The following is a 14,473-nucleotide window of genomic DNA, read 5'->3' on the forward strand; positions in this document are numbered from 1 at the left end:
GCGTTATTTGTCTATTAAATACCCAAAAACCCAGGAACGTATTGGATTGCAGCAACACGTACTCAAGGCTTTGAAACACGCTGCAAAATCGCGTCGAGATGATCGGGCTTGACCTGACCCATAATGCGTTCGAGAACGTTGCCGGACGCATCGTACACCAGGGTATACGGCAAACCACCTGTTGGATTGCCCAAGGTTTTCATTAAGTCGATGCCACCATACCCCGTGACCAGCAACGGATACGTCACATTGACCTTAGGAATGAACTTTTTAATGTTGGCAGCCGTATCGACCCCCAACCCCACAAACTGCACCCCAGGATACTTTTGCTTAAGCGCTTCGAGGTCGGGCATTTCTTTGACACAAGGCGGACACCAAGTCGCCCAGAAATTAACCACCACTGGACCGCCCCGCCACTGATCGAGCGGAACCGGGGTGCCGTCAGAGTCGGGAAACTGAAGACCAAACAACCCGGCCGACGATGCCACGGCATGGGGTACCCCCCCAACGGCCAAAAGCCCTGCGGCAAACATGCCCAGGCAACGCTGCAAAAATTTACGACGCATCATCATAAAATGGATTTTAACATCGCCGTTATTCAAGCGCGGCACTACCGGCTGACTACAATAGGCAGCCAGGAGAAAACGAATGCACATACATATTTTGGGGATCTGCGGGACCTTCATGGGCGGTTTGGCCCTGATCGCCCGCGCGGCAGGCCACACTGTCACGGGCTGCGACGCCGGTGTCTACCCCCCCATGAGCACCCAGCTTGAAGAACAGGGCATCACCCTGACCGAAGGCTTCGGGGCCGACCAGGTCGACCTTAAACCCGACCTGTTCATCGTGGGCAACGTTGTGACGCGCGGCAACCCGCTGATGGAAACCATTCTTGACCTTGGCTTGCCTTACACGTCGGGCCCGCAATGGCTGGGCGAAAACATTCTGCAAGGGCAACATGTTCTGGCTGTTGCCGGCACACACGGGAAAACCACAACCAGCTCGATGCTGGCCTGGATACTGGAACAAGCTGGGCTAGCCCCCAATTTCCTGATTGGCGGCATCGCCCCGGGCCTCAAAGTATCGGCCCGGTTCAACCCGGCACAAAAATTCTTCGTCATCGAAGCCGACGAATACGACACAGCCTTTTTCGACAAGCGATCAAAGTTTGTACATTACCGGCCGCGTACCGCGATACTGAACAACCTTGAATACGATCATGCGGATATCTTCCCGACGCTGGACGCCATCGAAACTCAGTTTCATCACTTGCTTCGCACCGTGCCGGCCAGCGGGCAAGTCATACGCCCCGTCAATGCGCCTGCTCTCGACCGCGTCATCGCACGCGGTTGCTGGACGCCCGTTGTCGACTTCGGCGACAACGGCCACTGGCAGTATCGCGATCAAGGCCATGCTACCCACTTCAGTGTCATTCAAGACGGCACACCCGTAGGCGACGTCACCTGGAGCCTGACCGGCGAACACAACAAGCTGAACGCGCTGGCCGCCTTAGCAGCAGCGCGCCACGTGGGGGTCGACACCGCGCAAGCACTGCTGGCGCTGTCGAGCTTTGGCGGAGTGAAGCGGCGCATGGAAGTGCGCGGCACCATCGCCGACATTACGGTGTACGACGACTTCGCCCACCACCCCACGGCCATTGCTACGACGCTGGCCGGCCTGCGCCGGCAAGTCGGTCAGGCCCGCATTCTGGCCGTCATCGAACCACGTTCGAACACGATGAAACTGGGCACCATGGCCGCACAACTGCCCGGCGCCTTGCAAGATGCCGACTTGGTGTTTTGCTTTGGCGAAACACAAGGCAAACACGCCCTGGGCTGGGACCCAACCCAGGTACTGGCGCCCCTGGGTACAAAAGCTCACGCACATCACGACTTGAACACACTGGTACAAGCCATCGTTACCGCCGCCACTGCCGGCGACCATATCCTGATCATGAGCAACGGCAGTTTCGGCGGTATCCACCAAAAAGTCCTTGCTGCTTTACAGCAACCCCACCCATGATTCTTTACTTGCACGGCTTTCGCTCCTCACCGCAATCCGCCAAGGCCCAGTGGCTAGCCCAAGCCGTTGCCGACCTGAACCTGACCGACCACTGGCATTGTCCGCAACTGCCGGCCAGCCCGCAGGCCACGATCGATTTATGCAACAATCTTATTGACTCGCATGCAAGCGACCCGGCTGGCGTCACCCTTGTGGGCTCGTCGCTTGGGGGCTATTACGCCGGTCACCTGGCGCATACTCGCGGCTGTCGTTCCGTTTTGCTCAACCCGGTCATTTACGCCGCACGCGACCTGGCCACTCAAGTCGGCACACACCAGCAATACCACAGCACCGAACCTTTCGTTTTTTTGCCCAGGCATGTCGACGAACTCGCCGCACTTGCATTTCCAAAGCCCCAGATGCACAGCCGCTATTTTTTAATGGCGTGTACGGGCGACGAAGTGCTTGACTGGAAAGAAATGGCAGCTTGGTACGCAGGGTGCCAAAGCCGCATCGTCAGCGGCAGCGACCACGGCATTTCCGACTTCCCGCGCTGGTTGCCCGAAGTCATGCAATTCATTCGGGCCATACCCCAAACGCAACGATAAAAACACAACGATATATGTACGTTCTCTACGAAGACAGTGGCGCATTCAAGGCTGAAAAAATCTTTTCGCAAAGCGACTCAACCCTGCAGGTCGAGTCCGAAAGCGGAAAACGCAGCAAAATAAAAGCAGCCCACGTACTGTTCCAATTCGAGCAGCCCGCGCCACAACCCCTCCTGGCTCAGGCGCATGCGCTGGCCGACACGTTGGAAATTGATTTTTTGTGGGAGTGTGCGCCGCAAGACGAGTTCGAAGCCATTGCCTTTGCACAAGAGTATTTCGGCCACCCACCCTCGGCTACTGAAAAAGCAGCTCTTATTTTTGCGCTGAACAGCGCACCGGCCTATTTTCATCGACGCGGTAAGGGTAGATACCGTCCAGCTCCACCTGACATACTCAAAGCCGCTTTGGCCGCCATCGAAAAAAAGCAAAAACAAGCCGAACAGCAACAAGCCTGGACGGATGAATTGGTTGCAGGTCGACTACCGGAAGACTTGGCCGCTGTTGCACAAAGCTTTTTGGTCAAGCCCGACAAAAACTCCTTGCAGTGGAAGGCGTTTGATGCGGCCGTCACTCAACTGGGCACAAGCCCCGAAAAATTATTGCTTCAGGTCGGCGCCTGGCCCAACCCGCTCAAGCTTCACCGCGATCGCTTCTTCGCCACCCACTTCCCGAAGGGGCACGAGCTCAAAACGCTCGATATCCCGCCCGTTGAAGACGAACTGCCGTTTGCCGATGTCGAGGCCTACTCAATCGACGACATCACCACGACCGAGGTTGATGATGCCTTGTCAGTCACCCCGATTTCAGCCTCCGAAGTACGTATCGGTATCCACATTGCGGCCCCTGGCCTGCTGATCAAGCGCGGCAACGAATTCGACGACATGGCACGCAACCGCATGTCTACGGTTTACATGCCCGGCCAAAAGGTGTCGATGCTGCCCGAACCGCTGATCCAGGCGTTCTCGCTGGACGCCGGGCAAATCAAACCCGCTTTGTCGCTGTACGTCACGGCCAACCTCGAGACCGGAGAAGTCAGCGCGACCGAGACCCGCCTTGAGCGCATCAGCGTTAAAGAAAACCTGCGGCACAACTGGCTGGATGCAGATGTGACCGAAGAAGCGCTGGACACGCCCGAGGCACCGCTGCCCTATGGGCATTGGTTGCGCCCCTTATGGCAGTTTTCGCGACACCTGAACCGCGAACGTGAGGCCGTACGCGGCAAGCCGGAAAACAACACCCGGACCGAATACTCGTTTTACCTCGAAGGCCCGCCGGACGACCCGGAAAGCATCGTCAAACTGGTGCCGCGCCAACGCAACGCGCCGCTTGATCGCCTGGTGGCCGAGTACATGATCCTGACCAATAAACTGTGGGGGGCTTTTATGGCCCAGCATGGCGTGCCCGGCATCTACCGTTCGCAACAGGCCGGGCGTGTTCGCATGTCGACGCAAGCGCTCCCCCACGAAGCTATCGGCGTGCCCCAGTATGCATGGTGCACCTCGCCTTTGCGACGCTATGTCGACCTGATCAATCAGGGGCAAATTATCGCCGCAGCACAACATGGCGTATCGGCACGACTGGTTGCGCCCTTCAAGCCCAAAGAAGCCGACCTGTTCGCCATTATTGGCGCCTTTGATGCGCAGTACGCCGCATGGGGCGAGTTCCAGTCCACCATGGAACGCTATTGGTGCCTGCGTTGGCTGCAACAACAAGGCATTACCGAAGTCACCGCCAGCGTACTGCGCGAAGACCTGGTCAGGTTCGATTGTGCGCCCTTAGTAACCCGGGTGGGCGGTCTGCCCGAACTCGAACGCGGTACGCAGGTCAAACTGGCAATAACAGGCTACGACGAGCTTTCGCTCGAGATTCATTGCCGCCTTATCGAGACCCTTTCACCGGAGCCATGAGTCGCGTGTGGGCCATAGAGCGCAAAACATATCTTTACATTGGTATCGCGGCGTCCCTGATTTTGCACGCTGCGGCACTGGCCCTGCGCTTTACCCACACACAGCAACCAACCCGCCCACCGGCACAATCGCTCGATGTCACCTTGGTTAACGCGCACACCGAAGCGGCTCCGGTTGCACCGCAGGTGACTGCACAAAACAACCTGAACGCCGGCGGCAACACGGCAAACAACAACGCCGTAGCCAGCACCCCGTTACCGCGCACCAGCACCGAGGCAGCCGATGAAATCATTCTGGAAGCCATGCGCAAACGCCAAGCCGAGCTGGAGGCGCGCCAAGAGCAATTGCTGACCCAGCTTGAGGCCCGCCTGCAGGTCAATACAGCACAACGACCCGATCTGCTGCAGCAATCAGATGATCCCGGCCAAGACAACCGTATCCAGGACAGTGCTCTGCTTGCCGCACAAATTGCCGCACTGAAAGAGCGCATCGAACGTTACAACGCACGACCCAAGCAGCAGTTTGTAGGGCCAGCCGCGCAACAAGCTGCCTATGCGCAGTATGTCGAAGCCTGGCGGCAAAAAATCGAACAGATCGGTACCACGCATTACCCACAAGAAGCACGCGGCAAAATCTACGGTACGCTACAGCTCACCACCTACATCAGAAAAGACGGCTCTCTTGAGCGTGTCGAGATCAACAGACCATCGTCCGAACCGGTACTGAACCTGGCAGCCCGGCGCATTGTGCAACTGGCTGCGCCGTTCCCTCCTTTACCACCCGAAGTCGCAAAAGACCTGGATATTCTGGCCATTACCCGAACCTGGCACTTCACCAACGACCAACTGATCACCCAATGACTACCCCAGCGCCCCCCATCTCCAACCCTGCACTTCGAAAATTTGCCGTCATTGGCAATCCTGTCGCCCATAGCCGTTCACCGTTTATCCATGAGGCGTTTGCCGCTCAAACCGGGGTATCACTGGTCTACGAAAGGTTGTGCGCGCCACTCGACAATTTTGCGGGCACGGTAAAGCAATTTTTTGACGATGGCGGTGTCGGCCTGAACGTGACTGTCCCGTTTAAAGAACAGGCCTGGCAAATGGCAAAAGACGGCCTGTCGGAACGCGCCCGCGTTGCCGGTGCAGTCAACACGTTGTGGATGCAAGACGGCCAGCTTAAAGGATGCAACACCGACGGTATCGGGCTACTGAACGACCTTGAGCGCCAGGGGCAAAACCTGACCGGGAAACGCATTTTGCTGGTGGGCGCTGGTGGAGCGGCGAAAGGTGTCGCGCTGCCGCTTCTAGAGGCCGGATGCACCAAACTCCACATTGTCAACAGAACTGTCGAAAAGGCCATGGCCTTGCACGCCGCCATGACGGACGCTGCCCCGACCTATGCCTTGTCCCTCAGCGCCGGAGGTCTGGACTCGGCCGACGGTCAATGGGATATCGTCATCAATGCGACGTCGAGCAGCATCGACGACAAGGCCCCGGACCTGCCGGGCGCGCGCTTTGCACCAAACGCCCTTGCCTATGACATGTTCTACGCCACCCGGCCCACAGCATTCATGCGCTGGGCCGAAAGCGCCGGGGCGGCGCACGTCTGCGACGGGCTGGGTATGCTGGTCGGGCAAGCTGCCGTCAGCTTCCAGATCTGGAATGGCGTGTTGCCCGATGTCGGCCCTGTGCTGATCGCGCTGCGCGCGCAATTGCACGCCAACCTATAAGCGGAGCCCCCAGCCAATGTCAAAAGCCAGACTCGCCGGACTCTTTGCACTGCTAGGCCTGTTCGGCCTGCTGCTGTATCAGTTCGGCCTGTTTGTCATGGTGGTTTGGCTGAACTTTAACAACCCCAACACCAGCGCCTTCATGCGTGCCACGCTAACCGAACTGCGTGCCGATAACCCCGATGCCCGAATTGCTTTCGAGTGGGTGCCCTACGACCGTATCAGCCCGAACTTGAAACGCGCCGTCGTGGCGGCCGAAGACGCCAACTTCATGACCCACAGCGGCGTCGAATGGGAAGCCATAAAACGCGCCTTCGAATACAACATTCAAATGGCAGACGAAGGCCGCAGCCGGATCCGCGGCGGGTCAACCATCAGCCAGCAACTGGCAAAAAACCTGTTCCTTTCGAGCGACCGCTCTTACTTGCGTAAAGGGCAAGAGCTTGTCCTGACCTACATGATAGAAGCCGTCATGAGTAAAGAGCGCATTCTGGAGCTTTACCTGAACATTGCGCAATGGGGCGTCAATGTCTTTGGCGCACAGGCCGCCGCACAACACTACTTCAAACGCGATGCGGCACAGCTTGGCAGCGCACAGGCTGCCCGCCTGGCCGCCATGTTGCCCAACCCCGCTTACTACGACCGGCGCGGCAACACCACTTACCTGCAATCGCGCACCGCCACGCTTACCCGGCGCATGCGTATGGTCGACATTCCGTGAACTGGGCAACAACATACCCACCACCTTATCGTGGCATTACAACGCACGATAGCGCGTCGTTTGTTAAGCTTACGACTTGGCTTTTTTGATTTGAATCTTCATGCGCACCGCTCGTCGCTATCTTGCCCGCGAAATCAATCGCTCATGTGCCGTTGTCTTACTGGCACTGCTGGGCTTATTTACCTTTTTTGCGCTCATCGAAGACCTGGAAGACGTCGGCGAAAAATTCACCCTGCTGAACCTGTTTTATCTGCAGGCGCTGCAAATGCCAACGCGACTCTACGAATTGCTGCCCATAGGCTTGCTGATCGGGGCCATTCTGGCCCTGGCCAGCCTGGCGCAACGCAACGAACTGGTCATTTTCCGGGTATCGGGCGTCAGCGGCATGAAGCTCATGCGCATGTTGTGGGTTATTACCATCCCCTGGGTCGTCGGCGCCTTCATCTTGTCTGAAATCGTTACCCCCGCGGCCGAAATCAAAACAAGCGAAACCACCCTGCAATTACTCGGGCGCGCTGGCGGCGGCCGACTGAACAGCGGCTACTGGTTCAAAGAAGAAGCCCCGGATAACGGCACGCGTGTGATCAACATTGCTGAATTGAAGCCTAATGGCGGGGTTGGCGGCATTACGCTGTACGAGTTTCGTCACGGCCAAGAACTCGCCACATATTCGCAAGCAGTAGACGGCTACTTCGCCGACGGCGCCTTGATCATGAACCAGGTCACCGAAACTGCCGTAAATGCGCAGGCCGTTTCGGCTCTAGCCGATGCCAAAGTGCCCGACATGCCGGTCACGCAAGTTAATCATATCGAACAGCGCAGCCTGCCCACATCGCTTACGCCCGAACGCCTGATCGCTCGTATTCTGACACCCGAACGCATGTCAATTTCGGTATTGACCGACTACATCAGCTACCTTGAGTCCAATAACCTGCAAACTGACCGCGAAGTCGTCGCCCTGTGGCGCAAGCTAGCGTACCCGTTCACCTTGCTGGTCATGATCACCATTGCGGCACCCATTGGCTTTATGCAAACCCGCCGTGGCGGCGTTGGCGGCAAGGTGTTTGTGGGTATTTTGCTAGGTGTCGGTTTTTTCATGATCAACCAGTTAGCGCTTAACGTCGGCATGCTCGGCAAATGGGCACCCTGGGTCACAGCCCTCGTCCCCAACATTGCGGCGTTATTGTTGGCCCTTGGCGCGCTTATCTTGATGGAAAACCAGCATAACGTCAGGCGATTCATGGTCAGCCGCAACCCGTTCAGCCGGCCGGCCCGATGACCAGACATCACGACATCTGGATGATCGGCGATATTCAGGGGTGCTGTCATGCCCTTGAAGACCTACTCAAGCACCCCGACCTGTCGGCCGATAGAAATCGCGAGCTCTGGTTCGCTGGCGACATTGTCAACCGCGGCCCCCGTTCGCTTGAAACCGTACGACACATCATGGGCATGCGGAAAAAAGCCGTTACCGTGCTGGGCAACCACGACCTAAACCTGCTTGCGGTGGCTGCTGGGGTGCGCAAGCCCGGCAAGTCGGACACCATAGCCGACATCTTAAAAGCCCCTGATGCCGACGAAATCATTACCTGGCTGCGTCACCGCCCATTAGCGCACCACGCCCACGGTCACCTGCTTGTGCATGCGGGCGTACTGGCCAAATGGGACGTCGACAAGACCCTGGCGCTGGCCAGCGAAGTCGAGGCCGCACTGCGCTCACCCAACTGGAAGCGCACGCTTGAAAAAATGTATGGTAACGAACCAGCCGACTGGCGTGACGACCTGGGCAATAACAAGCGTTTGCGGGTGATTATCAATGCCCTGACGCGGATTCGCATGTGCAATAAAAAAGGGCACATGGAGTTCAGCTACAAAAACGCACCCAATGCGTCAACCAACGGCGACCTGATCCCGTGGTTCGACGTACCCAACCGGGCAACGGCCGACCATACCATTGTCTTCGGACATTGGTCGACGCTGGGTTTGATGATACGACCCGACGCCATTTGTCTGGACACCGGCTGTGTGTGGGGCGGCAAACTTACTGCATTGCGCCTGCACGATCACAAATTGGTGCAGGTATCGTGCAAACAGGCGCAAAAACCTTAAATCGCCAGGCTCAAGCCCGCCGACAATTATGACGTTGGCGCACAAATAACCGCATGACGAATTTGCTCGCGCACCAGAGTCGCGACTTCGGCCCGCCCCAAGGGCTGGCTTTCCGATGGCGGAATGGGCGGTAAAAATTCAACCTCGACGCGACTGCCTGTTGCGCCCAGCAGCACCCACATATTGCCGACCAAGGTTTGTTCACCCACAAAGGCCAACAAATCGCTACGCTGGGTGCCTTGATAAAACCTCAAGGCCACAGGCTGTATGACAACTCCGGCCCGCAGGGGCGGCTCGAACAGGCTGGCGTGAAACGGCAAGACATCGAAACCCGTGCTGGTCGTACCCTCGGCAAATAACCCCACCACCTGAGCCGTATCGAACATGGCCTGCATTTGCTCGCCGACGCGGCGCACCGAATTGCGCTGGGTGCGATCAATAAACACCGTACCCGCCTTATAGACAAGCCAGCCGATAACCGGCCATTTACGGATATCTTGCTTGGCAATGAACGCCACGCAGCGAACGCTGCTGAGGATAAAGATATCTATCCAGGACACATGATTAGCGACCCATAGCGCGGAGCCCGTCATGACTGGCTGGCCAATCACCTGAACCTTGACCCCGCATATGGCCATAAGCATGCGAGACCACATATTGTTGAGCCGCGACCGCCCTTGCAATCCGACAAGGGGATAAATCGTTGCGACACAAAAAAGGCTGGAAGCCAGCCATAACAGCACAAAGGGAACTCGGATCAAAAACAGTACTACGCGCAAAATAACCTCTTCAGGATGTTGCACCTTGACCCGGAGCATCAAGGTATCGCTGCAGGATAATAGCAGCTGCAACCGCGTCGTCGGGCTGATGACTGCCTAATCGCTCTTGCGCCTCGAGACTGGAGCCTCGCTCGTCGACCAACTCGACCGGGACACCGAAGCGACCGTTAATCTGGTTGGCGAAACGACGCGCCTGCGTTGTAGCCAACTGCTCTGCACCATAGGTATCGAGTGGCAGGCCGACAATCACACGATCGGGCCGCCATTCGTTGATAAGGCTGGCTATAGCCTGAAACCGCAAGTCTCGGCGCTCGGCCGTGATAATGGTTAAAGGCCGGGCGTGGCGCGTTAGCGTATTGGCCAGCGCCACCCCTATTTTCTTCAGGCCATAATCGAAAGCCAACAGGGTTTCTTCAGGCATGCCCCGCCGTACCTGCCAGCATGGAAGAATGAATACCCAACACCCCTAGTGCTGATTCGTAGCGTGACTCGGAAGGCACATCGAATATGACAGTATTGGATGATTCGACATTGAGCCACGCATTTTGCGCCAGCTCACTTTCCAGCTGACCGGCGCCCCAACCTGCGTACCCCAACGTCACCAGATAATGGTCGGGGCCCTTGCCCGCGGCGATATCTTCAAGAATATCGCGCGACGTGGTGAGCAGAACATCGCCCAACGGGATACTGGACGTATATTGACGCCCTGGCGTGTGCAACACGAAACCCCTGTCAGTATGCACCGGGCCGCCATAAAAAACGGGCTGCTCGGCAACCGCGGCACCGGGCGCGAAACTGATGGAGAGACGCTCGAGCAGATCGGCCAAGGTGAGGTCTGTAGGCCGGTTGACCACCAGGCCCAGTGCACCCTGACTATTGTGTTCGCATAAAAACACTACCGTGTTGGCCCACTCGCCGCCGACCATGCCGGGCATGGCCAGCAAAAACTGTTTGGACAAGTCAACCTGGTGTTCGGTGTGGTGTGTAGCAGATGCCATGACTCGCCCCTTAAGGTAATTAAACTTCCATCATCTCGAAATCTTCTTTGCGGGCGCCGCATTCGGGGCAAACCCAGTTGGGAGGAACGTCTTCCCAACGTGTACCGGGCGCAATACCCTCGTCGGGCAACCCAGCTTCTTCATCATAAATCCAACCACAGATCAAACACATCCATGTACGCATTACTTGTTACTCACTGAAAATATTGAAAGCCGCCCAAGGCAAGGGCAGGTATCCTATAGAATGGGGTCAATTCGATTAATCCCAATAGTAACCGGGTTTCCCTCAGTGCAAGAAGCGTCGCCCCCTATCGTCCTCGTTTTCGGTCCGTTCGACCCAACCGGTTCGGCATTTTTGCCGGCCGACGCCATTACGTGCGCCGCTCTGGGCGGCCACGCCATCAGCGCCGTCACAGCGCTGCATATCCAAGACACCGCCAACGTCGAAGACGTCCAGGACATCAGTCCCGACATCATCGACGACCAGGCTCGCTGCCTGCTCGAAGATATGTCGGTGCGTGCCATCAAGGCTGGGCCGCTGTACACCACCGATGCTGTCAGGGTGCTGGCACAAATTGCGGCCGACTACGCCGATGTTCCGTTGGTGGTTCATTTGGCCGGGGTACCTCAGGTTTTTGCCAGCAACGAACACGACCTCGAAGAGGTCAACGCCGCGCTCTGCGAACTCTTGCTCCCGCAAACCGACCTGGTCATTATTGAAGACAGCCTGCTGTCGCAGTGGGGCAACGACGGCGTTCTGCCCGGGCGGGGGGCCGGCCATCTGGCCGACACCTTACGCAGCTTTGGCACACCCTGGGTACTCACCACGGGCGAAACACTTCGGCCGGGTCATCGGGCCTATGTCTTGCGCGGCCCCGACCAACAAGTCTTCAACTGGGCGTGGCATGCCCCGCAGGCTCGTACCGCCAACCTCGATGGCCCCCTTGCCTGCGCGCTGACGGTAGCGCTGGGCCAAGGTAAGGCCTTACCGGGTGCGGCAGAAGACGCCATCAAAGCAACCGTCGAACTCACTGCACGCACCTTCCGGCCCGGCATGGGTTCACGCCTCATCAACCGCACAGCACCATGACCCACGCACAACGTTTTCCCCGCGGCCTGTATGGCATCACGCCCGACACCACACACTTCGAGGCGCTGCACGAAGCCGTTACGTCCGCCGCTCTGGGCGGGATGAAAACACTCCAGTGGCGACAAAAACAGTTGTCGCCAACGCTGTCGCACCGGCATGCCCTGGCCATGGCGCAACTTTGCCGGCAGCTGGGCGTTGTTTTCATCATCAACGACGACGTCGATCTGGCCATTGCCGTCGGCGCCGACGGGGTACACCTGGGCAAAGACGACGGCTCCGCCCGCCACGCCCGCGAACGTCTCGGCCCCGGCAAAATTATCGGTCGTTCGTGCTACAACGAAATTGAACGTGCCAAAACTGCCATTGCCGACGGTGTCGACTATGTAGCTTTTGGCACTGTATTTACATCATCTGTCAAACCCGATGCCGTTCGCGCACCACTTGCGCTTTTCGCGCAGGTACGCAGCCTTTTCAATGACCAACCACCCGTCGCTCTGGTGGCTATCGGCGGCATTACGGCCGATAATGCATCCCAGGTCGTTAGCGCCGGAGCCGATAGCCTTGCCGTTATCGGCGGCCTTTTCGATCAGCCCGATGTCCGGGCAACCGCGGCACGCTTTGCCGCCCTGTTTTAACTTTTACTTGCTCAAAGATACCGCCCATGCCACGTAATACCGCCCTCTTCGAACGTGCCTCTCAAACTATTCCCGGCGGGGTCAACTCGCCAGTTCGGGCCTTCCGCTCGGTGGGTGGCGTTCCGCGCTTCATCGAGCGCGCCAACGGCCCCTATGTGTGGGATGCCCAAGGCACACGCTATACCGACTATGTCGGCTCATGGGGCCCCGCCATCCTGGGCCACGCCCACCCCGAAGTCATCAAAGCCGTCCAAGATGCCGCCGTCAACGGCCTGTCGTTTGGGGCACCCACCGAAGCCGAAATCGAAATTGCCGAAGCCTTGGTGGCGCGCCTACCCTCTATCGAAAAAGTGCGCCTGGTCAGTTCGGGCACCGAAGCCACCATGAGCGCTATCCGGCTGGCCCGCGGTTACACCAAACGCTCCAAGATCATCAAATTCGAAGGTTGCTATCACGGCCACGCCGACAGCCTGCTCGTCAAGGCAGGCTCCGGTATGCTCACCTTCGGGAACCCGACGTCGGCCGGCGTACCGCCCGAGTTCATCCAGCACACACTGGTGCTCGACTTCAACAACATCGATGCCGTCGAGGCCGCCTTCAAGGCCCACGGCGACGAAATCGCCTGCATTATTGTCGAACCCATCGCCGGCAACATGAATCTGGTTCGCCCGCAGCCGGGCTTCCTCGAAGCCTTGCGCCAACTATGCACCAAACATGGCGCATTGCTGATTTTCGATGAGGTCATGACCGGCTTCCGTGTCGGCCCGCAAGGGGTTCAGGGACTAACAGGCGTCAAGCCCGACATCACCACATTAGCCAAAGTCATTGGCGGCGGCATGCCAGTCGGTGCATTTGGCGGCCGGGCCGACATCATGGAGTACGTCGCTCCGTTGGGGCCGGTTTACCAGGCGGGCACGCTGTCCGGCAACCCCGTCGCGGTTGCTGCAGGCCTGGTCACCCTCAAGTTGCTATCCGAACCCGGCTTTTACGACCGCCTGGAAGCCCAAACTCGCAAATTGGCCGATGGCCTGGCTGAGCTCGCCGAAAACGCCGGCATTCCGTTTAGCGCCGATTACGTCGGTGGTATGTTCGGCCTGTATTTCCGCGAACGTATCCCGACGACGTTAGCCGAAGTGTCCGAATGTGATGTCGAGCTGTTCAAGAAGTTCTTCCATGCCATGCTGATCAAAGGCATTTACTTTGCGCCGTCAGCCTTCGAGGCCGGGTTTGTATCGGCCACACACGACGACGACGTCATCAATGCAACACTTGACGCTGCCGAAGAGGTGTTTGCAAAGCTATAAGCCTTGTAGATAGCGCCGGGGCCCTTGTCTGTTGCATACAAGGACCCGGTTATCGCGCTCAACGCCCGGTTCCGCCTGGCTCAGACCTTACTGGGTTCGGCGTAACGCAAAAACAGAAACGCCCCGGGGTATTAGATACCCCGGGGCGTTTTTCTGGATTTACCGATCAGTCGAAAGATCAGGCAGCCGGAGGCACGACCGCAGTCACCTCGATTTCAACGCGCGCACGGTCTTCAATCAGGGCGGCCACTTCGATGGCCGTCATGGCCGGGAAGTTGCGACCGATAGTGGCACGGTAATGCTGGCCGATTTCACGTAGCTGCGAGGTGTACTCTTGCTTGTCGACCACATACCAAGTCATGCGGGTAATGTGTTCGGGGCCAGCGCCGCCCTCTTTCAACACGTCGACAATGTTGCGCAACGTCTGGCCAACCTGCTCGGCCAAGTTGTCGGTTTCGAACTGCTGCTGGGCATTCCAGCCGATCTGGCCCCCAACAAAAATCAAACGGCTGCCGGGTTGCATTTCGGCCATAGTACCGTTAGCGTAACCGCGGGGTTCAGCCCAATTTGGGGGTTGCAAAATTTTCAT

Annotated in this window: 17 protein-coding genes; 11 read left to right on the plus strand and 6 right to left on the minus strand. The window is 57.9% G+C overall.

The genetic code is table 11. From position 1 onward, the window contains the following. Positions 1–62: 62 nt before the first annotated feature. Positions 63–572, minus strand: coding sequence for a TlpA disulfide reductase family protein (locus PuT2_RS02500; RefSeq protein WP_093969438.1), 510 nt, complete (start codon positions 570–572; stop codon positions 63–65). Between the two features lie 76 nt (positions 573–648). Here PuT2_RS02500 and mpl point away from each other — a divergent pair, with 76 nt between their 5' ends. The 8 genes from mpl to PuT2_RS02540 all read left to right on the plus strand — a co-directional run bounded on the left by mpl (position 649) and on the right by PuT2_RS02540 (position 9,078). After that, positions 649–2,022: a UDP-N-acetylmuramate:L-alanyl-gamma-D-glutamyl-meso-diaminopimelate ligase gene (mpl, locus tag PuT2_RS02505; protein WP_093969439.1), complete on the plus strand. Its 1,374-nt coding sequence runs from the start codon at positions 649–651 to the stop codon at positions 2,020–2,022. After that, on the plus strand, positions 2,019–2,609 hold the full coding sequence (locus PuT2_RS02510) for a YqiA/YcfP family alpha/beta fold hydrolase (RefSeq protein ID WP_093969440.1): 591 nt from the start codon (positions 2,019–2,021) through the stop codon (positions 2,607–2,609). Before mpl ends, PuT2_RS02510 begins: the two co-directional genes overlap by 4 nt. 14 nt (positions 2,610–2,623) lie before the next feature. Then, the gene (locus PuT2_RS02515) at positions 2,624–4,516 is read left to right on the plus strand and encodes a ribonuclease catalytic domain-containing protein (protein ID WP_093969441.1); all 1,893 of its coding nucleotides are present in this window, start codon (positions 2,624–2,626) and stop codon (positions 4,514–4,516) included. After that, positions 4,513–5,376: a TonB family protein gene (locus tag PuT2_RS02520; protein ID WP_093969442.1), complete on the plus strand. Its 864-nt coding sequence runs from the start codon at positions 4,513–4,515 to the stop codon at positions 5,374–5,376. Before PuT2_RS02515 ends, PuT2_RS02520 begins: the two co-directional genes overlap by 4 nt. Continuing rightward, positions 5,373–6,248, plus strand: a complete 876-nt coding sequence (gene aroE, locus PuT2_RS02525) for a shikimate dehydrogenase (RefSeq protein ID WP_093969443.1) — start codon at positions 5,373–5,375, stop codon at positions 6,246–6,248. Before PuT2_RS02520 ends, aroE begins: the two co-directional genes overlap by 4 nt. Positions 6,249–6,264: 16 nt before the next feature. Then, positions 6,265–6,969, plus strand: coding sequence for a monofunctional biosynthetic peptidoglycan transglycosylase (gene mtgA / locus PuT2_RS02530; RefSeq protein WP_093969444.1), 705 nt, complete (start codon positions 6,265–6,267; stop codon positions 6,967–6,969). A 100-nt stretch (positions 6,970–7,069) separates the two neighbouring features. Then, positions 7,070–8,248 (plus strand): LPS export ABC transporter permease LptG, encoded by a 1,179-nt coding sequence (lptG, locus tag PuT2_RS02535; protein WP_093969445.1) that lies wholly within the window; start codon positions 7,070–7,072, stop codon positions 8,246–8,248. Continuing rightward, entirely contained in the window at positions 8,245–9,078 is an 834-nt protein-coding gene (locus PuT2_RS02540; RefSeq protein WP_093969446.1) for a symmetrical bis(5'-nucleosyl)-tetraphosphatase, read from the plus strand. The genes lptG and PuT2_RS02540 overlap by 4 nt, the downstream gene beginning before the upstream one ends. 26 nt (positions 9,079–9,104) lie before the next feature. On the opposite strand, the gene PuT2_RS02545 is transcribed toward PuT2_RS02540, so the two are convergent. The 4 genes from PuT2_RS02545 to PuT2_RS02560 are packed head-to-tail and all read right to left on the minus strand — an operon-like array spanning position 9,105 to position 11,039. Then, positions 9,105–9,857, minus strand: a complete 753-nt coding sequence (locus tag PuT2_RS02545; protein ID WP_093969581.1) for a 1-acyl-sn-glycerol-3-phosphate acyltransferase — start codon at positions 9,855–9,857, stop codon at positions 9,105–9,107. A gap of 10 nt (positions 9,858–9,867) precedes the next feature. Then, positions 9,868–10,278, minus strand: a complete 411-nt coding sequence (ruvX, locus tag PuT2_RS02550; RefSeq protein ID WP_093969447.1) for a Holliday junction resolvase RuvX — start codon at positions 10,276–10,278, stop codon at positions 9,868–9,870. Beyond that, positions 10,271–10,855, minus strand: a complete 585-nt coding sequence (locus tag PuT2_RS02555; RefSeq protein WP_093969448.1) for a YqgE/AlgH family protein — start codon at positions 10,853–10,855, stop codon at positions 10,271–10,273. Before PuT2_RS02555 ends, ruvX begins: the two co-directional genes overlap by 8 nt. A gap of 19 nt (positions 10,856–10,874) precedes the next feature. After that, positions 10,875–11,039: a rubredoxin gene (locus tag PuT2_RS02560; protein ID WP_093969449.1), complete on the minus strand. Its 165-nt coding sequence runs from the start codon at positions 11,037–11,039 to the stop codon at positions 10,875–10,877. Between the two features lie 105 nt (positions 11,040–11,144). Here PuT2_RS02560 and PuT2_RS02565 point away from each other — a divergent pair, with 105 nt between their 5' ends. Genes PuT2_RS02565 through hemL form a run of 3 tightly spaced genes read left to right on the plus strand, consistent with a single transcriptional unit; the run spans position 11,145 to position 13,884 of the window. Beyond that, positions 11,145–11,945, plus strand: coding sequence for a bifunctional hydroxymethylpyrimidine kinase/phosphomethylpyrimidine kinase (locus PuT2_RS02565; protein WP_093969450.1), 801 nt, complete (start codon positions 11,145–11,147; stop codon positions 11,943–11,945). Beyond that, entirely contained in the window at positions 11,942–12,580 is a 639-nt protein-coding gene (thiE, locus tag PuT2_RS02570) for a thiamine phosphate synthase (protein WP_093969451.1), read from the plus strand. The genes PuT2_RS02565 and thiE overlap by 4 nt, the downstream gene beginning before the upstream one ends. 26 nt (positions 12,581–12,606) lie before the next feature. Then, complete coding sequence (gene hemL, locus PuT2_RS02575) at positions 12,607–13,884, plus strand: glutamate-1-semialdehyde 2,1-aminomutase (protein WP_093969452.1); 1,278 nt, start codon at positions 12,607–12,609, stop codon at positions 13,882–13,884. A gap of 178 nt (positions 13,885–14,062) precedes the next feature. On the opposite strand, the gene PuT2_RS02580 is transcribed toward hemL, so the two are convergent. Next, positions 14,063–14,473, minus strand: a complete 411-nt coding sequence (locus tag PuT2_RS02580; RefSeq protein WP_093969453.1) for a RidA family protein — start codon at positions 14,471–14,473, stop codon at positions 14,063–14,065.

The organism is Pusillimonas sp. T2 (genome assembly GCF_002236805.1).
Classification (GTDB): Bacteria; Pseudomonadota; Gammaproteobacteria; order Burkholderiales; family Burkholderiaceae_B; genus Neopusillimonas.